Genomic DNA, 25,726 nt, shown 5'->3' with positions numbered 1-25,726 from the left:
GCGGTCCGGAGCCCGGGGAGCGGGAATTCCGACTCAGAACTTCTGATAAAGTCGGAGCCGCCGGAAAGGGAAACGCGGAAGCGGGAACCTGGAAAGCACCGAGGAAATCGGGTCGGAAAGATCTGATAGAGTCGGAAACGCAAGACCGAAGGGAAGCGCCCGGAGGAAAGCCTGAGAGAGTCTCTCGGGTGAGTACAAAGGAAGCGTCCGTTCCTTGAGAACTCAACAGCGTGCCAAAAGTCAACGCCAGATATGTTGATACCCCGTCTCCAGCTCTGCTGGGGCGAGGTTCCTTTGAAGAAAAATACAGCGAGGACGCTGTGAACGGTCGGATTATTCCTCCGGCTGTTCCGCTCCCGTGAGCTGTTGAAGCATTCACGGAGAGTTTGATCCTGGCTCAGGACGAACGCTGGCGGCGTGCTTAACACATGCAAGTCGAACGATGAACCACTTCGGTGGGGATTAGTGGCGAACGGGTGAGTAACACGTGGGCAATCTGCCCTGCACTCTGGGACAAGCCCTGGAAACGGGGTCTAATACCGGATAATACTTCTCCTCGCATGGGGAGGGGTTGAAAGCTCCGGCGGTGCAGGATGAGCCCGCGGCCTATCAGCTTGTTGGTGAGGTAGTGGCTCACCAAGGCGACGACGGGTAGCCGGCCTGAGAGGGCGACCGGCCACACTGGGACTGAGACACGGCCCAGACTCCTACGGGAGGCAGCAGTGGGGAATATTGCACAATGGGCGAAAGCCTGATGCAGCGACGCCGCGTGAGGGATGACGGCCTTCGGGTTGTAAACCTCTTTCAGCAGGGAAGAAGCGAGAGTGACGGTACCTGCAGAAGAAGCGCCGGCTAACTACGTGCCAGCAGCCGCGGTAATACGTAGGGCGCAAGCGTTGTCCGGAATTATTGGGCGTAAAGAGCTCGTAGGCGGCTTGTCGCGTCGGTTGTGAAAGCCCGGGGCTTAACCCCGGGTCTGCAGTCGATACGGGCAGGCTAGAGTTCGGTAGGGGAGATCGGAATTCCTGGTGTAGCGGTGAAATGCGCAGATATCAGGAGGAACACCGGTGGCGAAGGCGGATCTCTGGGCCGATACTGACGCTGAGGAGCGAAAGCGTGGGGAGCGAACAGGATTAGATACCCTGGTAGTCCACGCCGTAAACGGTGGGCACTAGGTGTGGGCAACATTCCACGTTGTCCGTGCCGCAGCTAACGCATTAAGTGCCCCGCCTGGGGAGTACGGCCGCAAGGCTAAAACTCAAAGGAATTGACGGGGGCCCGCACAAGCGGCGGAGCATGTGGCTTAATTCGACGCAACGCGAAGAACCTTACCAAGGCTTGACATACACCGGAAAACCCTGGAGACAGGGTCCCCCTTGTGGTCGGTGTACAGGTGGTGCATGGCTGTCGTCAGCTCGTGTCGTGAGATGTTGGGTTAAGTCCCGCAACGAGCGCAACCCTTGTCCCGTGTTGCCAGCAGGCCCTTGTGGTGCTGGGGACTCACGGGAGACCGCCGGGGTCAACTCGGAGGAAGGTGGGGACGACGTCAAGTCATCATGCCCCTTATGTCTTGGGCTGCACACGTGCTACAATGGCCGGTACAATGAGCTGCGATACCGTGAGGTGGAGCGAATCTCAAAAAGCCGGTCTCAGTTCGGATTGGGGTCTGCAACTCGACCCCATGAAGTCGGAGTCGCTAGTAATCGCAGATCAGCATTGCTGCGGTGAATACGTTCCCGGGCCTTGTACACACCGCCCGTCACGTCACGAAAGTCGGTAACACCCGAAGCCGGTGGCCCAACCCCTTGTGGGAGGGAGCTGTCGAAGGTGGGACTGGCGATTGGGACGAAGTCGTAACAAGGTAGCCGTACCGGAAGGTGCGGCTGGATCACCTCCTTTCTAAGGAGCACATGGCCGACTGCAAGCAAATGTCTTGCACGGTTGCTCATGGGTGGAACGTTGACTATTCGGCACACTTCAGTTGGATGAGAGCGCTAGTACTGCTTCGGCGTGGAACGCGGGTCTTGTCGACGGGGAGTGTCGGGCACGCTGTTGGGTGTCTGAGGGTACGGCCGTGAGGTCGCCTTCAGTTGCCGGCCCCAGTGAACTCGGGATGTTGTCCCGGGGTGGTGGGTGGTTGGTCGTTGTTTGAGAACTGCACAGTGGACGCGAGCATCTGTGGCCAAGTTTTTAAGGGCGCACGGTGGATGCCTTGGCACCAGGAACCGATGAAGGACGTGGGAGGCCACGATAGGCCCCGGGGAGTCGTCAACCAGGCTTTGATCCGGGGGTGTCCGAATGGGGAAACCCGGCAGTCGTCATGGGCTGTCACCCTTGCCTGAACACATAGGGCAAGTGGAGGGAACGCGGGGAAGTGAAACATCTCAGTACCCGCAGGAAGAGAAAACAACCGTGATTCCGGGAGTAGTGGCGAGCGAAACCGGATGAGGCCAAACCGTATGCGTGTGAGACCCGGCAGGGGTTGCGTATACGGGGTTGTGGGATCTCTCTTTCACAGTCTGCCGGCTGTGAGGCGAGTCAGAAACCGTTGATGTAGGCGAAGGACATGCGAAAGGTCCGGCGTAGAGGGTAAGACCCCCGTAGTCGAAACGTCAGCGGCTCGTTTGAGAGACACCCAAGTAGCACGGGGCCCGAGAAATCCCGTGTGAATCTGGCGGGACCACCCGCTAAGCCTAAATATTCCCTGGTGACCGATAGCGGATAGTACCGTGAGGGAATGGTGAAAAGTACCGCGGGAGCGGAGTGAAATAGTACCTGAAACCGTGTGCCTACAAGCCGTGGGAGCGTCGGGTGAGCACTTGTGCTTGCCTCGTGACTGCGTGCCTTTTGAAGAATGAGCCTGCGAGTTTGCGGTGTGTTGCGAGGTTAACCCGGGTGGGGTAGCCGTAGCGAAAGCGAGTCCGAACAGGGCGTTTGAGTAGCACGCTCAAGACCCGAAGCGGAGTGATCTAGCCATGGGCAGGTTGAAGCGGAGGTAAGACTTCGTGGAGGACCGAACCCACCAGGGTTGAAAACCTGGGGGATGACCTGTGGTTAGGGGTGAAAGGCCAATCAAACTCCGTGATAGCTGGTTCTCCCCGAAATGCATTTAGGTGCAGCGTCGTGTGTTTCTTGCCGGAGGTAGAGCACTGGATAGGCGATGGGCCCTACCGGGTTACTGACCTTAGCCAAACTCCGAATGCCGGTAAGTGAGAGCGCGGCAGTGAGACTGTGGGGGATAAGCTCCATGGTCGAGAGGGAAACAGCCCAGAGCATCGACTAAGGCCCCTAAGCGTACGCTAAGTGGGAAAGGATGTGGAGTCGCAGAGACAACCAGGAGGTTGGCTTAGAAGCAGCCACCCTTGAAAGAGTGCGTAATAGCTCACTGGTCTAGTGATTCCGCGCCGACAATGTAGCGGGGCTCAAGCGTACCGCCGAAGTCGTGTCATTGCAGCTATAGGGCCAACGCCTGCTGTGATGGGTAGGGGAGCGTCGTCTGCCGGGTGAAGCAGCCGTGTAAGCGAGTTGTGGACGGTTGACGAGTGAGAATGCAGGCATGAGTAGCGATACACACGTGGGAAACGTGTGCGCCGATTGACTAAGGGTTCCTGGGTCAAGCTGATCTGCCCAGGGTAAGTCGGGACCTAAGGCGAGGCCGACAGGCGTAGTCGATGGATAACCGGTTGATATTCCGGTACCCGCTGTGAAGCGTCAAACATCGAGCATCGTGATGCTAAGGCCGTGAAGCCGTTCCGGACCCTTCGGGGAATGGAAAGTGGTGGAGCCGCCGGCCCAAGCGGTTAGTAGGTGAGTGATGGGGTGACGCAGGAAGGTAGTCCATCCCGGGCGGTGGTTGTCCCGGGGTAAGGGTGTAGGACGTCAGGTAGGTAAATCCGCCTGGCAATAGTCTGAGACCTGATGCCGAGCCGATTGTGGTGAAGTGGATGATCCTATGCTGTCGAGAAAAGCCTCTAGCGAGTTTCATGGCGGCCCGTACCCTAAACCGACTCAGGTGGTCAGGTAGAGAATACCGAGGCGTTCGGGTGAACTATGGTTAAGGAACTCGGCAAAATGCCCCCGTAACTTCGGGAGAAGGGGGGCCACGTCTGGTGATGATCTTTACGGTCTGAGCTGGGTGTGGCCGCAGAGACCAGCGAGAAGCGACTGTTTACTAAAAACACAGGTCCGTGCGAAGCCGTAAGGCGATGTATACGGACTGACGCCTGCCCGGTGCTGGAACGTTAAGGGGACCGGTTAGCTCCATTTCGGTGGGGCGAAGCTGAGAACTTAAGCGCCAGTAAACGGCGGTGGTAACTATAACCATCCTAAGGTAGCGAAATTCCTTGTCGGGTAAGTTCCGACCTGCACGAATGGCGTAACGACTTCTCGACTGTCTCAACCATAGGCCCGGTGAAATTGCACTACGAGTAAAGATGCTCGTTTCGCGCAGCAGGACGGAAAGACCCCGGGACCTTTACTACAGTTTGATATTGGTGTTCGGTTCGGCTTGTGTAGGATAGCTGGGAGACTGTGAACTCTGGACGCCAGTTCAGGGGGAGTCGTCGTTGAAATACCAGTCTGGTCGTGCTGGATGTCTAACCTGGGTCCGTGATCCGGATCAGGGACAGTGTCTGATGGGTAGTTTAACTGGGGCGGTTGCCTCCTAAAGAGTAACGGAGGCGCCCAAAGGTTCCCTCAGCCTGGTTGGTAATCAGGTGTTGAGTGTAAGTGCACAAGGGAGCTTGACTGTGAGACCGACGGGTCGAGCAGGGACGAAAGTCGGGACTAGTGATCCGGCGGTGGCTTGTGGAAGCGCCGTCGCTCAACGGATAAAAGGTACCCCGGGGATAACAGGCTGATCTTCCCCAAGAGTCCATATCGACGGGATGGTTTGGCACCTCGATGTCGGCTCGTCGCATCCTGGGGCTGGAGTCGGTCCCAAGGGTTGGGCTGTTCGCCCATTAAAGCGGTACGCGAGCTGGGTTTAGAACGTCGTGAGACAGTTCGGTCCCTATCCGCTGTGCGCGTAGGAGTCTTGAGAAGGGCTGTCCCTAGTACGAGAGGACCGGGACGGACGAACCTCTGGTGTGCCAGTTGTTCTGCCAAGGGCATGGCTGGTTGGCTACGTTCGGGAGGGATAACCGCTGAAAGCATCTAAGCGGGAAGCCTGCTTCGAGATGAGGACTCCCACCCCCTTTGAGGGGTTAAGGCTCCCAGTAGACGACTGGGTTGATAGGCCAGATCTGGAAGCACCGTGAGGTGTGGAGGTGACTGGTACTAATAGGCCGAGGGCTTGTCCTCAGTTGCTCGCGTCCACTGTGTTGGTTCTGAAACCACGAACAGCCATGTAGTGCTGGTTGTTGTTTGTTTCATAGTGTTTCGGTGGTCATAGCGTTAGGGAAACGCCCGGTTACATTCCGAACCCGGAAGCTAAGCCTTTCAGCGCCGATGGTACTGCAGGGGGGACCCTGTGGGAGAGTAGGACACCGCCGAACAATTCTTATAAAAGGGTGGGACCCGGAACTTTCGTTCCGGGTCCCACCCTTTTTTGTTGTCTGTCACCTGGCGTTCACGTTCCGCAACCACCATCCAGCCATGGGTACTGCAGCAATGCTCAGGGCCGCCGGTGTCGGAATCGGTGACGAGGTCGTGGTGCCGGCCTTCGGGAACACCGAGGTCGCCGAGGCCGTCGCCCTCGCCGGTGCGATGCCGGTGTTCGCCGACATAGATCCGGTCACCTACTGCCTCGACCCGGCCGCCGTCGCGGCCGCCGTCGGGCCACGGACCGCGGCCGTCGTGGCCATACACCGCTTCGGACGGACCGCGGACCTGGAACGACTGCACGAGCTGGGGCAGCGGCACGGGCTGCTGGTGCTGCAGGAAGGTGAGCCGGCGCCGTACGACGAGATAGCGCGACGCAGGCAGCGGGCGGCGTACCTCGACGCGCGGCTGCGCGGAGTGCGGACACCGGACGGCGGGGACGGGCACACCTACGGGCAGTACGTCGTGCGGGTCCTGGGGAACGGGCGGCCCGACCGGGACGCCTTCGCTCGGGCCCTGCGCGGCCGGGGCGTGGACTGCCGGGTACCGGTGAAGACCCCCGTGCACCGGCTGCCCGAGTTCCGGCGCTGCGTGACGCTGCCGGAGACCGAACGGGCCGCCGACGAGACGCTCGCCCTGCCCGTCGACGGCTCATTGACCAAACGGGACATGCAGCGGATCGTGTCCGCGTGCAACGCCCTCGGCGGACTGCTTCAGACCGCCCTTTGAAGTGGTTGGGAGCACGGCTGTGTTCGGGGTATGATCTATTCCGTTGCCGCGAGGGAAACCTCGTAAAGCGACCGGCCCCTATAGCTCAGTCGGCAGAGCGTCTCCATGGTAAGGAGAAGGTCAACGGTTCGATTCCGTTTGGGGGCTCCGAAAAAAAGAAAGGCCCCGCCCACTCGGGCGGGGCCTTTCTCGTGCCTCAGTCGTGGTGCGGTTCCGGGACGCGCATCGCCAGAATGGCCATGTCGTCGGACGGGGCGTCCGACGCGAACCGCTCCACCGCGCGCATGATGCGGGCCGCCACCGCGCCGGCCGTCAGCCCCGTGCACGTGGTGAGGACATCGGCGAGACCGTCGTCTCCCAGCATGCGCGAGCCCTCACGGCGCTCGGTGACGCCGTCCGTGACACAGAGCAGGACATCGCCCGGGTCGAGGGTGACCGTCTCCTCGTACAGCTCCAGGTCGTCCATGACACCGAGCAGGGGCTGCGGTTCGGCCGCCGGTTCGACCGTGCCGTCCTGACGGAGGCGCAGGGGGAGCGGATGGCCGGCGCAGACCACCTTGAGTTCCGCCCCGCCCTCCGCCAAGGGGCGCATCTCGCCGTACAGGAGGGTGAGGAAACGGCTGCGCTCGCCTTCGTCGAGGATGGCCGCGTTGAGCCGCTCCAGGACCGCCGGGCCGCTGAGGCCCTCGCGGGCCAGAAGACGCAGGGCGTGCCGGGCGAGGCCCGTGACCGCCGCCGCGTTCGGGCCCGTACCGCAGACGTCGCCGATGGCGAAGCCGTACGCGCCGTCGCGGATGGGGAAGAGGTCGTAGAAGTCACCGCCGACCTCGTTGCCCTCGCCCGCCGCGCGGTAGATGACCTCGACCTCCACGCCCTGGATCTGCGGCAGTTCCGGGGGCAGCAGGCTGCGCTGGAGGGACTGGCTGATGGCCGTGCGCTCCGAGTAGAGGCGGGCGTTGTCCAGGGCCAGGGCGGCGCGGCGGGAGAGGTCCTCGGCCAGTTCGAGGATCTCCTGGCGGAAGTGCTCGTCGGCGGGCTTGCCGAGGGTCAGCATGCCGATGACGCGGTTACGGGCGACCAGGGGCAGCACCACCGTCTCACCGCCGACCGCGGAGGCCGTGGCGAGGGTCGGGCCGATGCCCGGGGTGACCTGGCGGGTGGGGGTGCTGCTCAGGCCGAGGCTGCGCATGGAACTGCGCAGCGCCGCCTGGTGGGCGCTCTCCGCGGGGATGGTCCAGACGCGGGCGCCGGGGGTCGGCACCGGGTCGGGCGGCGGGACCTTCGACAGGAGGGACTTGATGCCGTCGATCAGCTCCTCGTCCTCGTGCAGGACGTAGGAGAGATACGGCTCCGAGGCCTGGTCGGCGATGGTGTAGACGGCGCACCAGGTGGCCAGCGTCGGCACCGTCATCTGCGCCATCAGGGCGAGAGTCTGGTCCCGGTCCAGAGTGCCGGCGAGCAGGTCGGACGCCTCCACCAGGAAGCTGAGCGAGCCGCGGCGCAGCCGCTCCAGCTCGCCGAGGCGGGCCGACTCGACGGCCAGGGCGATCCGGTCGGCGGCGAACTGAAGGCGCAACGCCTCCTCGTTGGTGTAACGGCCCGCGGCCTCCGCGGCGACACCCAGGGAGCCGGTGAGGCGTCCCTCCACCTTGAGCGGGACGGTGACGACCGAGCGCATGCCCGTGCCGGCCAGCAGGGGGACCGCGCCCGGTACGGCGGCCAGATCGTCGTGGACGGCCGGCATGCGCGCCGAACCGTAGCGGCCGGGTCCGGCCTCCACGGGGACCCGGGCGAAGCGCTGGCGGGCGGAGGGCAGGCCGGTGGAGGCGCGGACCTCCAGCTCCGTCTCGTCGTCCGTGGCGAGGAGCAGGAACGCGGCGTCGCCGTCGAGCATGTCGCGGGCCCGCTCGACCGTGCGCTGGAGGAGGCCGTCGAGGTCGTCCGGGGCGGGGGAGCCGATGAAGACCTCGAAGGGATCGGTGCTCTGCCCCTCCGAGGAGGTGCCGGCGTCGGAGGCCGGGACGCGCAACGGGGTCTGGAGCACCGCGCGCTCATGGTCGCGGACGAGGAGGCAGACCGTGGACGGTTCCCCGCCGGTGTCGCGGACCCGCAGATGGGAGGCGTAGACCGGGATGACGCGGCCGTGGGCGCCGCGGATGCCGTAGCTGCCCTCCCAGCGGGACAGGCGCAGGGCCTCGACGATGCCGGTGCTGGTGCCCGGGGTGTGCGGCCAGGCGGCGAAGTCGGTCAGGGGCTTGCCGATGACCTGCTCGGCCGGGTAGCCGAACAACTCCTCCGCGTCCTCGTTCCAGGCCGTGAGGGTGCCCGAGCGGTCGATCTGGACGACGGCGACCCGGACGCGGCCGTCGGCGAGCGGCAGCAGCGCGGCCGGCAGGGCGGGCCCGGCGGCCCGGGTGCCGACGGGACGCTCGGGGAGGGTGAGGCGGAACCAGACGGTCTTGTGCGTCGGCGTGTACTCGACACCCCAGCGGTCGGCCAGCGCCGCGCAGAGCTGGAGGCCGCGGCCGCCCTCGCGGTCCGGGCTGCCCATGGCGGACGGCGAGGACTGGAGCGGAACCTCACGTTCGGGGTAGTGGTCGGCGACCTCGACGCGTACGCCCTCGTCGCTGCGGAGGCAGACCACGTCGGCGGAGGTGCCGGCGTGCACCACGGCGTTGGTGACGAGCTCGCTGGTCAGCACCACGGCGTCGTCGACGATGTCGGCGTAGCCCCAGCCCTGGAGGGTGTCCCGGACGAAGGAACGGGCGCTCGCGACCGATCGCCCGACGGGCTCGAAGCTGGCGGCCGCACGCGCGGTGATCACAGAACTCCTCGACCCTCTCTGTCCGTGCGGGACCGCGCCGTCGACCGGTTCCGGCCGCTGCCGCGGCAGGTCGTCCCTCGGCCGGGGTTCCGGGGGCTGTCCCCCCGGCAACAGTCCGGTGGTCATGTGTCGGCCGCCCCTCAGATGCCCGCTCGTCTCGTGCCACCGCCCAGGCCGGACGGGACCGGCATGGCTGGACAGCCGCATGCAAGGTTACTTACCTTCGCCGCCCGTGCGGATGCCGGTCCGCGGTGTTTCCGCCCCGGGGGTGTGCGGACGATGTGCGAAGCTGCCGAACTGTTATGGCCTGGTTCGGTACGGGTGAAACACTGGGCAGTCTTCCAGTGGAGGTTCCGGCGGGCCGAGTGCCGGGAGCCCAGGGTGGGCAGCAGCCCTGGAAGGAGCCCGGGGAACCGGGCCGGAATGCGCGGCAGTACAGGAAATACCAGGAAGTAACCGGTACGCCGGGACGTGGTACCCGGGCACGGCGGTAATGGTCGACCCCTGCGGGAGGGACACAGTGGAGTCTGGCGCAGCGACGCGGGGCACGAAGACGCGCGCGAAAGGCGGACAAGTCCCGAACAACCCGGGCAACCAGGGCAACCACGGCAGGAGGGGGCAGGGCACCACCGTCGTGGACACGGCCTCGCTGAACCGGCTGCTGGCCGCGCTGGTGACCATGCGGGACGGGAACTTCCGCAGGCGCCTGACGGTCTCCGGGGACGATGTGATGGCGGAGATCGCCGCCGTCTTCAACGAGGTGGCCGACCGCAATCTGCATCTCACGGGAGAGCTGGCGCGGGTGCGGCGGATGGTCGGACGTGAGGGAAAGCTCACGGAGCGGCTGGAGACGGGGGCGTGCGAGGGGTCGTGGGCCACCGCGATCGACAACTCCAACGCGCTGGTGGACGACCTCGTGCGCCCCGTCTCCGAGGTCGGCCGGGTGCTGACGGCGGTGGCCGAGGGCGATCTGTCGCCCCGCATGGAGCTGCGGACGCAGGCGCCGGAGGGGGCCGGGCACCCGCTGCGCGGGGAGTTCCTGAAGGTCGGGCGGACGGTCAACAACCTGGTCGACCAGCTGTCGACGTTCACCGACGAGGTCACGCGGGTGGCCAGCGAGGTGGGCACCGAGGGCAAGCTGGGCGGTCAGGCGCGGGTGCGCGGGATGTCGGGTTCCTGGAAGGACCTGACGGACTCCGTCAACACGATGGCGTACCGGCTGACCGCGCAGGTGCGGGACATCGCGCTGGTGACGACGGCGGTCGCCAAGGGCGATCTGTCGCGCAAGGTCACCGTGGACGTGGCCGGCGAGATGCTGGAGCTGAAGAACACCGTCAACACGATGGTCGACCAGCTCTCGGCGTTCTCGTCGGAGGTGACGCGGGTGGCGCGCGAGGTCGGCACCGAGGGCGAACTGGGCGGGCAGGCCAGGGTGCCCGGGGTGGCCGGCGTCTGGAAGGAGCTGACCGACTCCGTCAACACGATGGCCGGGAACCTGACCGCGCAGGTGCGCGGGATCGCCGAGGTGACGACCGCCGTCGCCAACGGCGACCTGTCGCGGAAGGTGACCGTGCCGGCGCGGGGCGAGGTCGCGCAGCTCGCCGAGACGATCAACCAGATGACCGAGACGCTGCGGATCTTCGCGGACGAGGTCACGCGGGTGGCCAACGAGGTCGGTGCCGAGGGGCAGCTCGGCGGGCAGGCGAACGTGCCGGGCGCGGCGGGGACGTGGAAGGACCTGACGGACTCGGTCAACACGGTCTTCCGGAACCTCACCACGCAGGTGCGGGACATCGCCGCGGTGACGACGGCGGTGGCCAACGGCGATCTGTCGCAGAAGGTCACCGTGGACGTGGCCGGCGAGATGCTGGAGCTGAAGAACACCGTCAACACCATGGTCGACCAGCTCTCCGCCTTCGGTGCCGAGGTGACGCGCGTGGCGCGTGAGGTCGGTGTCGAGGGTGAGCTGGGCGGGCAGGCGCAGGTGCCGGGCGCGGCGGGGACGTGGAAGGACCTCACCGACTCGGTGAACACCGCGTTCCGCAACCTCACCGGGCAGGTGCGCAACATCGCCCAGGTGACGACGGCGGTGGCCAACGGCGATCTGTCGCAGAAGGTCACCGTGGACGTCTCCGGCGAGATGCTCCAGCTGAAGAACACCGTGAACACGATGGTCGACCAGCTCTCCAGCTTCGCCGACCAGGTGACGCGGATGGCGCGGGACGTCGGCACGGAGGGGCGGCTCGGCGGTCAGGCGCGGGTGGACGGGGTGTCCGGGACCTGGAAGGAGCTGACCGACTCGGTCAACTTCATGGCCGGGAACCTCACCTCCCAGGTGCGGCAGATCGCCCAGGTGACGACGGCCGTGGCGCGCGGTGACCTGTCGCAGAAGATCGACGTGGACGCGCGCGGGGAGATCCTGGAGCTGAAGAACACCATCAACACGATGGTGGACCAGCTGTCGTCGTTCGCGGAGCAGGTCACGCGGGTGGCCCGCGAGGTGGGTACGGAGGGCCGGCTCGGCGGGCAGGCCCAGGTGCCCGGAGTCGCCGGCGTGTGGCGCGACCTGACCGACTCGGTGAACGGCATGGCGGGGAACCTGACCGCGCAGGTGCGCAACATCGCGCAGGTGGCGACGGCGGTGGCCCGCGGCGACCTCTCCCAGAAGATCACCGTGGACGCGCGCGGGGAGATCCTGGAGCTGAAGAACACCCTGAACACGATGGTGGACCAGCTGTCGTCGTTCGCCCAGGAGGTCACCCGCGTCGCCCGCGAGGTGGGCACCGAGGGCATCCTCGGCGGACAGGCCGAGGTCCAGGGCGTCTCCGGCACCTGGAAGGACCTCACCCAGTCGGTGAACGGCATGGCGAACAACCTGACCCTCCAGGTGCGCAACATCGCCGAGGTCACCACCGCCGTCGCCAAGGGCGACCTGTCGAAGAAGATCACCGTCGACGCCAAGGGCGAGATCCTCGAACTCGTCACCACCGTCAACACGATGGTGGACCAGCTGTCGTCCTTCGCCGAGCAGGTCACGCGGGTCGCCCGCGAGGTGGGCACCGAGGGCATCCTCGGCGGACAGGCGCATGTGCCCGGCGTCACGGGCATCTGGAAGGACCTCAGCGGCAACGTCAACCTGATGGCGAAGAACCTGACCGTCCAGGTGCGGAACATCTCCCAGGTGGCCGCCGCCGTCGCCAACGGCGATCTGACGCGGACGGTGACGATCGAGGCGCGCGGCGAGGTCGCGCAGCTCGCCGACACCTTCAACACCATGGTGAAGACCCTGAGTTCCTTCGCCGACCAGGTCACCAAGGTGGCCCGCGAGGTGGGCACCGACGGCATCCTGGGCGGCCAGGCGCACGTACCGGGCGTCTCGGGCACCTGGAAGGACCTCACCGAGTCGGTGAACCAGATGGCGTCCAACCTGACCGGGCAGGTGCGCAACATCGCCATGGTGACCACGGCGATCGCCAAGGGCGACCTGACCAAGAAGATCGACATCGACGCGCGCGGCGAGATCCTGGAGCTGAAGACGACCATCAACACCATGGTCGACCAGCTCTCCTCGTTCGCCGAGGAGGTCACCCGGGTCGCGCGCGAGGTGGGCACCGAGGGGCAGCTCGGCGGGCAGGCACGCGTGCGTGACGTCGACGGCACCTGGCGGGACCTGACCGAGTCGGTGAACGAGATGGCCGGGAACCTGACCCGGCAGGTGCGGGCCATCGCGCGGGTGGCGACCGCGGTGACCCGCGGCGACCTGAACCTGAAGATCGACGTGGACGCCTCGGGGGAGATCTCCGAACTCCAGGACTACATCAACAAGATGATCGCCAACCTGCGCGACACCACGATCGCCAACAAGGAGCAGGACTGGCTCAAGGGCAACCTGGCGCGCATCTCGGCCCTGATGCAGGGCCGGCGCGACCTCCAGGACGTCGCCTCGCTGATCATGAGCGAGCTGACGCCGGTGGTCTCCGCCCAGCACGGCGCGTTCTTCCTCGCCATGCCGCTGGTCGACGGCCAGGAGATCGCCGCCGCCCGGGAGGACCAGTACGAGCTGCGGATGCTGGGCTCGTACGGGTACTCGATGGGGTCGATGCCGACCTCGTTCCGGCCGGGGGAGGCGCTGGTCGGAACGGCCGCGCAGGAGAAGCGCACCATCCTGGTGGAGAACGCGCCCAGCGGCTACCTGAAGATCTCCTCGGGGCTCGGGGAGGCGCCGCCCGCGCAGGTGATCGTGCTGCCGGTGCTGTTCGAGGGCAAGGTGCTCGGCGTCATCGAGCTGGCGTCGTTCACACCGTTCACGCAGATCCAGAAGGACTTCCTCAACCAGATCGCCGAGATGATCGCCACCAGTGTCAACACCATCTCGGTCAACACCAAGACCGAGGTGCTGCTGAAGCAGTCGCAGGAGCTGACCGAGCAGCTGCGTGAGCGGTCGGAGGAGCTGGAGCAGCGGCAGAAGGCGCTCCAGGCGTCCAACGCCGAACTGGAGGAAAAGGCCGAGCTGCTGGCCCAGCAGAATCGTGACATCGAGGTGAAGAACACCGAGATCGAGGAGGCCCGGCAGGTCCTGGAGGAGCGCGCCGAGCAGCTCGCGGTGTCGATGCGCTACAAGAGCGAGTTCCTGGCCAACATGTCCCATGAGCTGCGTACGCCGCTCAACTCGCTGCTGATCCTCGCCAAGCTGCTCGCCGACAACGCCGAGGGGAACCTCTCCCCGAAGCAGGTCGAGTTCGCCGAGACCATCCACGGGGCCGGCTCCGACCTGCTCCAGCTGATCAACGACATCCTGGACCTGTCCAAGGTCGAGGCGGGCAAGATGGACGTCTCGCCGACCAGGATCGCGCTCGTCCAGCTCGTCGACTACGTGGAGGCCACCTTCCGGCCGCTGACCGCCGAGAAGGGCCTCGACCTGTCGGTGCGGGTCTCGCCGGAGCTGCCCGCCACGCTCCACACCGACGAGCAGCGGCTGCTCCAGGTGCTGCGCAACCTGCTGTCCAACGCGGTGAAGTTCACCGACTCCGGCTCGGTCGAGCTGGTCATCCGGCCGGCCCGGGACGACGTGCCGCAGCGCATCCGCGAGCAGCTCCTGGAGGCCGGTTCGCTGACCGACCCGGGGGCAGCGCTGATCGCCTTCTCGGTGACCGACACCGGCATCGGCATCGCGGCCAGCAAGATGCGGGTCATCTTCGAGGCGTTCAAGCAGGCCGACGGCACCACCAGCCGCAAGTACGGCGGTACCGGGCTCGGGCTGTCGATCTCCCGGGAGATCGCCCAGCTGCTCGGCGGCGAAATCCACGCGCAGAGCGAGCCCGGCCGCGGGTCGACGTTCACGCTGTACCTGCCGCTGCACCTCAGCGAGCTGCCGCCGCAGGGCTACCAGCAGCCGGCGGCCGCGCTGGAGGCCGGCGACCTGGTGTCCGCCGCCGCGCGGGACGAGGAGCAGCCGGAGCAGCCGGTCGAGACGCCCGCCGAGGTGAAGTCGTACCAGGAGACGCAGAACGGCCCCGCCGCGCTGTTCCGGCGCCGGCGCCGGGCGCTGCCGGAGCCGGCCGACGACGGGGCGCGGTACGCGGCGCCGGAGACCCGGCCGGCCATGGAGCCGGAGGCGCTGCCGCAGTCGGTGCGGGGCATCCGGTTCGGCGGCGAGAAGGTGCTGATCGTCGACGACGACATCCGCAACGTCTTCGCGCTGACCAGCGTCCTGGAGCAGCACGGCCTGTCCGTGCTGTACGCCGAGAACGGGCGCGAGGGCATCGAGGTGCTGGAGCAGCACGAGGACGTCGCCGTGGTGCTGATGGACATCATGATGCCCGAGATGGACGGGTACGCGACCACCACGGCGATCCGCCGGATGCCCCAGTTCGCCGGGCTGCCGATCGTCGCGTTGACCGCCAAGGCGATGAAGGGCGACCGGGAGAAGGCGATCGAGTCCGGCGCCTCCGACTACGTGACCAAGCCGGTCGATCCGGACCATCTGCTGACGGTCATGCAGGAGTGGATGCGCGGGGCCTGACCGCGGGGAGGGGGTGCCCGCGCGGCGGTGCCGGCGGGCGTGGGAACGTAGTACCGACGGTTGTGGCGGGACGGGTCGTGCCGCGCACGCGGTCGCTGACGCAGTGTGCCCGAAGCCGTGTAGAGGCGCGGGATCCGGGGAACCTTCTGGTCCCACGCCCCGTTTCCGCTACGTGCACAGTGACATCTCGGTGACAGGGTGTGGCGACGGGCGGGGTGCGGCTACGATGACCGGCACAAGGACGGGCGACGCAAGGGAGTCGTCCCCGGGGGCGGCACCGGTCGGTGCCACCCCGAGTCCTGCGGACAGGGGAGGCCCCACGCCGGGGCGAGGAGGGCGGGCCATGGTGCAGAAGGCCAAGATCCTCCTGGTCGATGACCGGCCGGAGAATCTGCTGGCGCTGGAGGCGATCCTCTCGGCGCTCGATCAGACGCTGGTGCGGGCATCGTCCGGGGAGGAAGCGCTCAAAGCACTGCTCACGGACGACTTCGCGGTCATTCTGCTGGACGTCCAGATGCCGGGGATGGACGGCTTCGAGACCGCGGCGCACATCAAGCGGCGGGAGCGGACCCGGGACATCCCGATCATCTTCCTCACCGCGATCAACCACGGACCGCACCACACCTTCCGCGGGTACGCGGCCGGTGCGGTGGACTACATCTCCAAGCCGTTCGACCCGTGGGTGCTGCGCGCCAAGGTCTCCGTCTTCGTCGAGCTGTACATGAAGAACTGCCAGCTGCGCGAGCAGGCGTCCCTGCTGCGCCTGCAGTTGGAGGGCTCCGGCGGCAAGCCGGCCGGCGCGGCCAGCGAGCCGGCCGGGCTGCTCGCCGAGCTGTCGGCGCGCCTCGCGGCCGTCGAGGAGCAGGCCGAGGCGCTCTCCAAGCAGCTGGGCGACGAGTCCACGGACGCCGCCGCCGTGGCCACGGCGGCGCACCTGGAGCGCAAGCTGACCGGACTGCGGCGGGCGCTGGACGCGCTGGAGCCGGGTTCGAGCGGGCAGACCGCCGCCAACTGAGCGCAGTACGGCGGTTGCGGCCCGCCATGAGCGCCTGTCAGCACCCCAGGCGGAAGCGTCAGTTCCGGGGTGGTCGGGGGAGCGACACGAACGGGTGAAGCGAGAGGCACACGTGTCCGTTGCCGTCTCCACCGGTAACCTCACACCTATGGCCTCACGTCCCTCCGCAGCCAAGAAGCAGCCCGCGAAGAAGGCGGCTCCCGCGAAGGTTCCGGCGAAGAAGGCCGTCGCGAAGAAGGCACCCCCGAGGAAGGCTCCCGCCCGGAAGGCCGCGGCGCGCAGACCCGCGCCCGCTCCGGCGCCCAACCCCACCAACGCCGTCTTCCGGCTGATCCGCGCCCTCTGGCTGGGTCTGGCGCACGCCGTCGGCGCCGTCTTCCGCGGCATAGGACAGGGCGCCAAGAACCTCGACCCGGCCCACCGCAAGGACGGCGTGGCGCTGCTCCTGCTCGCCGTCGCGCTGATCGTCGCCGCGGGCACCTGGGCCGACCTCGAGGGCCCGGTCGGCGACCTCGTCGAGATCCTGGTCACCGGCGCCTTCGGGCGGCTCGACCTGCTCGTGCCGATCCTGCTCTTCACCATCGCCGTGCGCTTCATCCGCCACCCGGAGAAGCCCGAGGCCAACGGCCGGATCGTGATCGGCCTCTCCGCGCTCGTCATCGGCGTCCTCGGCCAGGTCCACATCGCCTGCGGCTCACCGGCCCGGGACGACGGCATGCAGGGGATAAGAGACGCCGGCGGGCTGATCGGCTGGGCGGTGGCGACGCCGCTGTCCTACACCATGACCGACGTGCTGGCCGTGCCGCTGCTGGTGCTGCTCACCGTCTTCGGGCTGCTGGTCGTCACCGCCACGCCCGTCAACGCCATCCCGCAGCGGCTGCGGCTGCTCGGCGTCCGCCTCGGCCTCGTCCGCGATCCGGTGGTCCTCACCGACGACGACGAGCGGTACGAGGAGCAGTGGCGGGAGGCGCTCCCCGCCGCCGGGTCCCGCGGACGCCGGGGGCCCGCCCCGCGGTCGTACGACCCCGACCCGGCGGAGGAGGAGGCGCTCACCACCCGGCGCCGCGGCCGGCCCCGGCGGTCCGCCCTGCCGGGGCCCGACGGGGAGCGGCAGCCGGACGCCGTGGACGTCGCCGCCGCCGCGGCGGCCGCGCTGGACGGTGCCGTGCTGCACGGGATGCCGCCGTCGCCGCTGGTCGCCGACCTCACCCAGGGCGTCGGCAGCGGGGAACGGGAGCAGACCACGCCGACCCCCCTCCCCGCGACCAAGCCGGTGCCGGGTGCCCGGTCCCAGCGGGAGAAGTCGCCCAGCGGCCCGGTCCCCGACCTCACCAAGAAGCCGCCCGCCGAGGAGCGCGAGCTGCCGCCGCGCGCCGAGCAGCTCCAGCTCTCCGGGGACATCACCTACGCCCTGCCGTCCCTGGACTTCCTCACCCGCGGCGGCCCCGGCAAGGCCCGCAGCGCCGCCAACGACGCCATAGTGGAGTCGCTGACCACCGTCTTCACCGAGTTCAAGGTCGACGCCCGGGTCACCGGCTTCACCCGCGGGCCGACGGTCACCCGGTACGAGGTCGAGCTGGGCCCCGCCGTCAAGGTCGAGCGGATCACCGCGCTGACCAAGAACATCGCGTACGCCGTCGCCAGCCCCGACGTGCGGATCATCAGCCCGATCCCCGGCAAGTCGGCGGTCGGCATCGAGATCCCGAACACCGACCGGGAGATGGTCAACCTCGGTGACGTGCTGCGGCTCGCGGAGTCCGCCGAGGACGACGACCCGATGCTGGTCGCCTTCGGCAAGGACGTCGAGGGCGGGTACGTCATGCACTCGCTGGCGAAGATGCCGCACATGCTGGTCGCCGGCGCCACCGGCTCCGGCAAGTCCTCCTGCATCAACTGCCTGATCACCTCGGTCATGATGCGGGCGACCCCGGAGGACGTCCGGATGATCCTGGTCGATCCCAAGCGCGTCGAGCTGACCGCCTACGAGGGCATCCCGCACCTGATCACGCCGATCATCACCAACCCGAAGCGGGCCGCCGAGGCCCTCCAGTGGGTCGTACGGGAGATGGACCTCAGGTACGACGACCTGGCGGCCTACGGCTACCGGCACATCGACGACTTCAACCGAGCGGTGCGCGAGGGCAAGGTCAAGCCGCCCGAGGGCAGCGAGCGCGAGCTGCAGCCGTACCCGTACCTGCTGGTGATCGTCGACGAGCTGGCCGACCTGATGATGGTCGCGCCGCGGGACGTCGAGGACGCGATCGTGCGGATCACGCAGCTCGCGCGCGCGGCCGGCATCCACCTGGTGCTCGCCACCCAGCGGCCCTCCGTCGACGTCGTCACCGGTCTCATCAAGGCGAACGTGCCCTCCCGGCTCGCCTTCGCCACCTCCTCGCTCGCCGACTCGCGGGTCATCCTCGACCAGCCGGGCGCCGAGAAGCTCATCGGCAAGGGCGACGGGCTGTTCCTCCCGATGGGCGCGAACAAGCCGACGCGCATGCAGGGCGCCTTCGTGACCGAGGAGGAGGTCGCGGCGGTCGTCCAGCACTGCAAGGACCAGATGGCGCCCGTCTTCCGGGACGACGTCACCGTCGGCACCAAGCAGAAGAAGGAGATCGACGAGGACATCGGCGACGACCTCGACCTGCTGTGCCAGGCGGCCGAGCTGGTGGTCTCCACCCAGTTCGGGTCGACGTCCATGCTCCAGCGCAAGCTGCGGGTCGGCTTCGCCAAGGCCGGCCGGCTGATGGACCTCATGGAGTCGCGGAACATCGTCGGGCCGAGCGAGGGTTCGAAGGCGCGTGACGTTCTTGTGAAGCCTGACGAACTGGACGGCGTGCTGGCCGTGATCCGGGGGGAGTCTGAAGGGTAGGGAAACGGCTGCGCCGGCTGGTTCGGACGCCGTGATCCATCCGCAATGCAACGGTGGGCAACCGTTTCCCCCCGACGCACGTCAAGTTGAGGAAAGCGACGAACGACCGCGTCATCATCGGGCTGCCGGGCCGGTCCGACGGGCCGTCCCGACGGCCATTCCGATGGCGTACAAAGTCCCACCGCCCGGTTGCCCCACCCGTTCGTACCCCCCCTAGACTGAACGTCCAGCACAGGCGGCCAACCGCTCGAAAGGCGCCCCCGTGTCCATCGGCAACTCTCCCGGCAACTCCCCCGAAGACGAGCGTCCGTTCGCAGCCGCGCCCGACGACGTGTCCGATGGCGTTACTGCGGAAGCCCGCCCCTCCATCGGCCACGTCCTGCGGCAGGCGCGGATCGCCGCCGGGCTGACCGTCGACGACATCAGCGGCGCCACCCGGGTGCGGATCGCCATCGTGCACGCCATCGAGGCCGACGACTTCGCGCCCTGCGGCGGGGACGTCTACGCCCGGGGTCACATCCGTACGCTGGCCAGGGCCGTCGGCCTCGATCCGGCGCCCCTGCTGGACCAGTACGCCGCCGAGCGCGGCGGTGTGCCGGAGCCGACCCCCGCCGCGCCGCTGTTCGAGGCGGAGCGCATCCGTCCGGAGCGGCGCGGGCCCAACTGGACCGCCGCCATGGTCGCCGCGATCGTCGCGGTGATCGGCTTCGTCGGGTTCACCATGGTCAAGGGCGACGGGGACGACGGCGCCACCGAGGCCAGCGTGGCCGAGGGTGCCACGGCGACCGCGAGCGCCTCCGCCTCCGCGTCCGCCGATCCCGTCAAGCCCGCCGCGCCCAAGCCGAGCGACAGCGCCATCGCCGCCGTACCGCAGGACAAGGTGACCGTCCAGGTCAGCGCCACGGACGGCCGCAGCTGGATCTCCGCGAAGGATCACAACGGCCGGAAGCTGTTCGACGGGGTGCTCGACCAGGGCGACTCCCAGACCTTCCAGGACAGCGAGAAGATCGAGCTGGTCCTCGGGGACGCCGGCGCGATCCAGCTCCAGGTGAACGGCAAGAAGATCGAGGACGACTTCCAGCCGGGCTCCGTGGAGCGGCTGACGTACACCAAGGGCGATCCCGAGGTCGGCTGAACAGGCCGGACAAAGGGGGCGCAACGGGGACGCGGAGCGGCGGGACGGTACGGGGGCGGCCACAATCGGCCAACCCCGTCGACGGGGGCTGTCGGCGGGACGAAGTAGTCTTGAGCCCATGCCTGAAAGCCGCACCGTCGCACTCGTCACCCTTGGCTGCGCCCGTAACGAGGTGGACTCCGAGGAGCTCGCAGGCCGTCTGGAGGCGGACGGCTGGACGCTCGTGGAGGACGCCGAGGACGCGGACGTCGCCGTGGTGAACACGTGCGGCTTCGTCGAGGCCGCCAAGAAGGACTCGGTGGACGCCCTCCTGGAGGCCAACGACCTCAAGGGCCATGGGAGAACGCAGGCCGTGGTGGCGGTGGGCTGCATGGCCGAGCGGTACGGCAAGGAACTCGCCGAGGCCCTCCCCGAGGCCGACGGCGTGCTCGGCTTCGACGACTACGCCGACATCTCCGACCGGCTCCGGACCATCCTGGGCGGCGGCATCCACGCCGCGCACACCCCGCGCGACCGGCGCAAGCTGCTGCCGATCAGCCCGGCCGCGCGGCAGGACGCCGGGGCCGCCGTGGCGCTTCCGGGGCACGGTGCGGGGGAGGTGGACGAGTCCGCGCCGGCGGATCTCCCGGAGGGGCTCGCCCCGGCCTCCGGGCCGCGCGCGCCGCTGCGCCGCCGCCTGGACGGCTCCCCGGTCGCCTCGGTCAAGCTCGCCTCCGGCTGCGACCGGCGCTGCTCCTTCTGCGCCATCCCCTCCTTCCGGGGCTCCTTCATCTCCCGCCGCCCCAGCGACGTCCTGAACGAGACGCGCTGGCTGGCCGAGCAGGGCGTCAAGGAGGTCATGCTGGTCTCCGAGAACAACACCTCCTACGGCAAGGACCTCGGCGACATCCGCCTGCTGGAGTCCCTGCTGCCCGAGCTGGCCGAGGTCGACGGCATCGAGCGGGTGCGGGTCAGCTACCTCCAGCCGGCCGAGATGCGGCCCGGCCTGATCGACGTCCTGACCGGGACGCCCAAGGTCGCCCCGTACTTCGACCTCTCCTTCCAGCACTCCGCGCCGGACGTGCTGCGCGCGATGCGCCGCTTCGGCGACACCGACCGCTTCCTGGAACTGCTGGACACCATCCGGAGCAAGGCACCCGAGGCGGGTGTGCGCTCCAACTTCATCGTGGGCTTCCCCGGGGAGACCGAGGCCGACCTGGCCGAGCTGGAGCGGTTCCTGAACCACGCGCGGCTGGACGCCATCGGGGTCTTCGGCTACTCCGACGAGGAGGGCACGGAGGCCGCCGGGTACGAGGGCAAGCTGGACGAGGACGTCGTCGCCGCGCGGCTGGCGCGGGTCTCCCGGCTGGCCGAGGAACTCGTCTCGCAGCGTGCCGAGGAGCGGGTGGGCTCGACCGTGCGGGTGCTGGTGGAGTCCACCGGCGGGGACGAGGGCGTGTACGGGCGAGCCGCCCACCAGGCCCCCGAGACGGACGGCCAGGTGCTGCTCACGAGCGGCGAAGGGCTCCGGGTCGGTCGTATGGTCGACGCGAAGGTGGTCGGCACGGAAGGCGTCGACCTGGTGGCCGAGCCGCTGGCGGGCTCGTACGAGGGTCCCGGCGAGGACGGCCGCGTCGAGGACTCGTCCGCGTGTACTGAGGAGGCGGGCAGATGACCGGAGCACCGGCGTCCGCGGCGGGAGGCTCCTCCGGCGCGCGGCGGATCGGCTCGCGTGCCGTACCCGGGGTCGTACCGGGAGCGGTGGCCGGGGCGGTTCCGGGATCGGGCTCGGGGGCGGTGTCAGGAGCGGTGCCGGGAGCGGTGGAGCGCACCGGGCACGGGCCGGGGGCCGGCCGGGGCTCCGGGAGTGAGCGCGGGGGACGGGTTTCGGGCGGGCGCGGCACCGACGCCGGTGGTGCGGCCGGGCCGGGGACGGAGGCCGAGGGGGGTGCCGGGCGCGGGGCCGCCCCGCGCGGCGGGAAGATCGTCGCCGCCGCCGTCGACCAGGCCAGTGTCTGGAACGTCGCCAATCTGCTGACGATGCTGCGCCTGGTCCTGGTGCCGGTCTTCGTCGCGCTGATGCTCGGCAACGGCGGAGACGACCCGGCCTGGCGGTCGTTCGCCTGGGCCGCCTTCGCCATCGCCATGATCACCGACCTGTTCGACGGTCACCTGGCGCGCACGTACAACCTCGTCACCGACTTCGGGAAGATCGCCGACCCCATCGCCGACAAGGCGATCATGGGGGCGGCGCTGATCTGTCTCTCCGCCCTGGGCGACCTGCCGTGGTGGGTCACCGCCGTGATCCTCGGCCGGGAACTCGGGATCACCCTCCTGCGTTTCCTGGTCATCCGGTACGGCGTCATCCCCGCCAGCCGGGGCGGCAAGCTCAAGACCCTCACCCAGGGCGTCGCCGTCGGTATGTACGTGCTGGCGCTCACGGGCCCCCTGGCGACCCTGAGGTTCTGGGTGATGGCCGTGGCGGTCGTCCTCACCGTGGTGACCGGCCTCGACTATGTGAAACAGGCCATTGTGCTGCGCAGGAAGGGAATCGCCGACCGCGAGGCGGCGTTGAAGGAGACGGAAGTTTGAGCCCCGAGGCCGCCGATGTGGTGCGACTACTGACAGTGAACGGCGCGACCGTCGCGGTCGCCGAGTCGCTGACCGGTGGCCTGGTGGCGGCGGAGATCACCTCGGTCCCCGGCGCGTCCCGGGTCTTCCGGGGATCGGTCACCGCCTACGCCACCGAGCTGAAGCACCGGCTGCTCGGGGTGGACGCCGGTCTGCTGGCGGCGCGCGGCGCGGTGGACCCGCAGGTCGCCGCCCAGATGGCGACGGGCGTACGGAAGGCGCTCGGCGCGGACTGGGGTGTCGCGACGACCGGCGTGGCCGGCCCGGACCCCCAGGACGGACAGGCGGTCGGGACGGTCTTCGTCGCCGTCGACGGACCCTCCGGCGCAGCCAAGGGTTCTGCCTCTGGCGGAAAAGTGGAGGGGCTGCGGTTGAACGGCGACCGTGCGGAAATCCGTAGGGAGAGTGTACGGAGCGTACTCGCCTTGCTTCTGCGGGAGCTGGTGGGCGAACAGACCAGGAATGAGCGGGCACAGGATACGGAACAGAACGGGGGGTTTTGATGTTTGCAGCCCTGAGTGAACACGACATCGCTCCCCGCACGGCCGCGGCGCGAGGCGGTACGGTGGGGCGAGAAGGATGCGGCTACGCGGTCCGAGGAGGGAGCCACCGATGATTCTGCTCCGTCGCCTGCTGGGTGACGTGCTGCGTCGGCAGCGCCAGCGCCAGGGCCGTACTCTGCGCGAAGTCTCCTCGTCCGCCCGAGTCTCACTCGGCTATCTCTCCGAGGTGGAGCGGGGGCAGAAGGAGGCTTCCTCCGAGCTGCTCTCCGCCATCTGCGACGCGTTGGACGTACGGATGTCCGAACTCATGCGGGAAGTGAGCGACGAACTGGCCCTCGCCGAGCTGGCGCAGTCCGCGGCGGCCACCCCGAGCGAAACCGTTCCCACGCCGGTGCGCCGTCCGATGCTGGGCTCCGTGTCGGTGACCGGTGTGCCACCGGAACGGGTGACGATCAAGGCGCCCGCCGAAGCGGTGGATGTCGTCGCCGCCTGAGCGACATGCCGTGCGGCGGTCCGCCCGGCGTGAGGAAGTGTGCAGGGCCCCGGCCAGGGCCGCTCCGAGATGGATTCGGAGCGGTGGGTCGGGGTTTTCGCATGTGTGGGTGGGGGACGAGGTCCGCGCGTTCCGGGTGCGGGTGCGGGTGCGGGTGCGTTTGCCGGTGGTCGGTGCTGCGGTCATCGTGGAGGGATGACGGGGGCAGGCCGACGGAGGTGCGGATGTACGTCGTGAAGAGCCCGCTGTCCGACGCGAGTTTGAAGACCGTGTCGGAGGCGCTGCGGGGAGCCTTGGTCGACCTGGTGGACCTGGCCCTCGTGGCGAAGCAGATCCACTGGAACGTGGTCGGGCCGCGCTTCCGATCCGTGCACCTCCAGCTCGACGAGGTGGTCGCCACCGCGCGCACGCACTCCGACACGGTCGCCGAACGTGCCGCCGCGCTGGGCGTCCCGCCCGACGGACGTGCCGCGACCGTGGCGGTCGGCAGCGGCATCGGGGCGACGCCCGAGGGCTGGATCGACGACTCGACGGCGGTGGCGGCGATCGTGGACGCCCTCGGCGCGGTGATCGGGCGGATGCGGGAGCGGATCGCGGCGACAGGTGATCCCGACCCCGTGACGCAGGACCTGTTCATCCAGGTCACGGCCGACCTGGAGAAGCAGCACTGGATGTTCCAGGCCGAGAACGGGTGAGGCCGCTCCTCCCGGGGCGTACGCGGGCCTGGAGGTGACGGAGCATGCCGGGGCGAATAGTGCGCCGGGGGGCTGCGCTGGGGCTCGGGGCGGTGTGGTGGTGGGCGGTGCTGCGGCTGACGCTGTCCTCCGACACCGGTGTGGTGGAAGGAGCGGTCGCGGCCGGCGGGTGGGGGCTGAGCGTGCTGCCGGTGCACTGTGTGGCGAGACGCCGGGCGGAAGGGGCGGTACGGGAGGGGCGGTGGCGGCGGGCTTGGCGGGTGGGAGACGCGGACGGGGCGCGGGCCGCGGGGCGGTGGGGGGATGCGGAGCAGCGGGGGGACCGGGGTGCGGATGGGCCTCGGCCCGGGTGACGGGGGCGGGGATGGCCTCGGCCCGGGTGACGGGGGTGGGGTGGGGACGTGGGGTGGAGCCATATGTGAGGGGCGGGTCCCCGCGTTTGCGGCGTGATCCGAACGCCTAGAGGCGAGGGTGTCGGTGGGCGGGCGTAGGGGCCGGGCCCGTCTGGCAGGCCGGGCACCAGTAGGTCGGGCGGTCGCGCGAGCCGTCGCCCTGGTCGGCGACGCGGATCGGGATGCCGCAGCGCAGGCACGGGCGGGGCGCGCGGCCGTAGACGAACAGGGCCGGGTTCCGGCGGCCCGTGGTGTTGCGGACCGGGCGGTCGCGGTTGGCCTCCAGGAGCCGGGCGGCGAGGGCGGGCAGGACGGCCGCGCGGTCGGCGGGCAGGTCACCGACGGGGAGCCAGGGGGTGACGCCGAGCAGGAAGCACAGCTCGCTCTTGAACACGTTGCCGATGCCGGCGAGGTTGCGCTGGTCGAGCAGGGCCTCGCCGAGCGGACGGGCGGGGTCCGCGAGGAGGTTCGCCAGGGCGCGGTCGGCGTCCCAGTCGGGGCCCAGGAGGTCCGGGCCCAGGTGGCCGACGGCCCGTTCCTCCTCGGCGGTGCGGATCAGCTCCAGAACCGGCAGCCGGTAGCCGACGGCGGTGCGGTCGTGCGTGCCGAGGACGACGCGGATCTGGTGGGCGGGGCCGCCGCTCCAGCGCCGGCCGGGCGCGAACACCTTCCAGGTGCCGTCCATCCTGAGATGAGAGTGGAGGGTCAGCCCGCCTTCGATCCGGGTGAGCAGGTGCTTGCCGCGCGGTGTGACGTCGAGGACGGCACGGCCGGTGAGGTCGACGGTGGCGTACTGGGGCACACGGAAGTCGGTGTGGGTCAGCACCCTGCCCGCGAGGGCCGCGTGCAGCCGCTTCGTGGCCTGCCAGACCGTGTCTCCTTCGGGCATGGGTCA

Annotated in this window: 13 protein-coding genes, 1 tRNA gene and 3 rRNA genes; 15 read left to right on the top strand and 2 right to left on the bottom strand. The window is 68.5% G+C overall.

The features are described 5' to 3' along the window. The first annotated feature begins 374 nt into the window (after positions 1-374). The 5 genes from Sdagh_RS11530 to Sdagh_RS11510 all read left to right on the top strand — a co-directional run bounded on the left by Sdagh_RS11530 (position 375) and on the right by Sdagh_RS11510 (position 6,417). Positions 375-1,899 (top strand): 16S ribosomal RNA (locus Sdagh_RS11530). 281 nt (positions 1,900-2,180) lie between these two features. Further along, a 23S ribosomal RNA gene (locus Sdagh_RS11525) occupies positions 2,181-5,301 on the top strand. A gap of 77 nt (positions 5,302-5,378) precedes the next feature. Next, positions 5,379-5,495: ribosomal RNA gene (rrf, locus tag Sdagh_RS11520) — 5S ribosomal RNA — on the top strand. The 16S, 23S and 5S rRNA genes sit together here, the layout of an rRNA operon. Positions 5,496-5,610: 115 nt before the next feature. Beyond that, positions 5,611-6,270 carry a DegT/DnrJ/EryC1/StrS family aminotransferase gene (locus tag Sdagh_RS11515; protein WP_190077976.1) on the top strand — a complete coding sequence of 220 codons (660 nt, stop codon included), beginning with the start codon at positions 5,611-5,613 and terminating at the stop codon, positions 6,268-6,270. A gap of 74 nt (positions 6,271-6,344) precedes the next feature. Then, a tRNA-Thr gene (locus tag Sdagh_RS11510) sits at positions 6,345-6,417 on the top strand. A 49-nt stretch (positions 6,418-6,466) separates the two neighbouring features. On the opposite strand, the gene Sdagh_RS11505 is transcribed toward Sdagh_RS11510, so the two are convergent. Beyond that, entirely contained in the window at positions 6,467-9,220 is a 2,754-nt protein-coding gene (locus Sdagh_RS11505; protein ID WP_189420796.1) for a SpoIIE family protein phosphatase, read from the bottom strand. A 394-nt stretch (positions 9,221-9,614) separates the two neighbouring features. Here Sdagh_RS11505 and Sdagh_RS11500 point away from each other — a divergent pair, with 394 nt between their 5' ends. The 10 genes from Sdagh_RS11500 to Sdagh_RS11455 all read left to right on the top strand — a co-directional run bounded on the left by Sdagh_RS11500 (position 9,615) and on the right by Sdagh_RS11455 (position 24,792). Further along, on the top strand, positions 9,615-15,116 hold the full coding sequence (locus tag Sdagh_RS11500) for a HAMP domain-containing protein (RefSeq protein WP_190011111.1): 5,502 nt from the start codon (positions 9,615-9,617) through the stop codon (positions 15,114-15,116). A gap of 343 nt (positions 15,117-15,459) precedes the next feature. Further along, positions 15,460-16,131, top strand: coding sequence for a response regulator (locus Sdagh_RS11495; RefSeq protein WP_190011112.1), 672 nt, complete (start codon positions 15,460-15,462; stop codon positions 16,129-16,131). 148 nt (positions 16,132-16,279) lie between these two features. After that, positions 16,280-19,003, top strand: coding sequence for a DNA translocase FtsK (locus Sdagh_RS11490; protein ID WP_190077944.1), 2,724 nt, complete (start codon positions 16,280-16,282; stop codon positions 19,001-19,003). A 262-nt stretch (positions 19,004-19,265) separates the two neighbouring features. Then, a complete protein-coding gene (locus tag Sdagh_RS11485; RefSeq protein WP_189420807.1) occupies positions 19,266-20,138 on the top strand; it encodes a helix-turn-helix domain-containing protein in 873 nt (290 codons plus the stop codon). A gap of 118 nt (positions 20,139-20,256) precedes the next feature. Next, complete coding sequence (gene rimO / locus Sdagh_RS11480; protein ID WP_226535036.1) at positions 20,257-21,792, top strand: 30S ribosomal protein S12 methylthiotransferase RimO; 1,536 nt, start codon at positions 20,257-20,259, stop codon at positions 21,790-21,792. Next, the gene (gene pgsA / locus Sdagh_RS11475; RefSeq protein ID WP_189420809.1) at positions 21,789-22,709 is read left to right on the top strand and encodes a CDP-diacylglycerol--glycerol-3-phosphate 3-phosphatidyltransferase; all 921 of its coding nucleotides are present in this window, start codon (positions 21,789-21,791) and stop codon (positions 22,707-22,709) included. The genes rimO and pgsA overlap by 4 nt, the downstream gene beginning before the upstream one ends. Further along, positions 22,706-23,251 (top strand): CinA family protein, encoded by a 546-nt coding sequence (locus Sdagh_RS11470; protein ID WP_189420812.1) that lies wholly within the window; start codon positions 22,706-22,708, stop codon positions 23,249-23,251. The genes pgsA and Sdagh_RS11470 overlap by 4 nt, the downstream gene beginning before the upstream one ends. Before the next feature lie 109 nt (positions 23,252-23,360). Next, a complete protein-coding gene (locus tag Sdagh_RS11465; RefSeq protein ID WP_189420814.1) occupies positions 23,361-23,744 on the top strand; it encodes a helix-turn-helix domain-containing protein in 384 nt (127 codons plus the stop codon). 224 nt (positions 23,745-23,968) lie between these two features. Then, entirely contained in the window at positions 23,969-24,439 is a 471-nt protein-coding gene (locus Sdagh_RS11460; protein WP_189420816.1) for a Dps family protein, read from the top strand. Between the two features lie 44 nt (positions 24,440-24,483). After that, positions 24,484-24,792, top strand: a complete 309-nt coding sequence (locus Sdagh_RS11455; protein ID WP_226535034.1) for a hypothetical protein — start codon at positions 24,484-24,486, stop codon at positions 24,790-24,792. A gap of 106 nt (positions 24,793-24,898) precedes the next feature. On the opposite strand, the gene Sdagh_RS11450 is transcribed toward Sdagh_RS11455, so the two are convergent. Further along, the gene (locus tag Sdagh_RS11450; RefSeq protein ID WP_190077945.1) at positions 24,899-25,720 is read right to left on the bottom strand and encodes a DNA-formamidopyrimidine glycosylase family protein; all 822 of its coding nucleotides are present in this window, start codon (positions 25,718-25,720) and stop codon (positions 24,899-24,901) included. Between the last annotated feature and the right edge of the window lie 6 nt (positions 25,721-25,726).

This window comes from Streptomyces daghestanicus, assembly GCF_020521275.1.
Classification (GTDB): domain Bacteria; phylum Actinomycetota; class Actinomycetes; order Streptomycetales; family Streptomycetaceae; genus Streptomyces; species Streptomyces griseoviridis.
The sequence above is the reverse complement of the archived record's forward strand: the minus strand, read 5'-3'. Positions and strand labels throughout refer to the sequence as shown.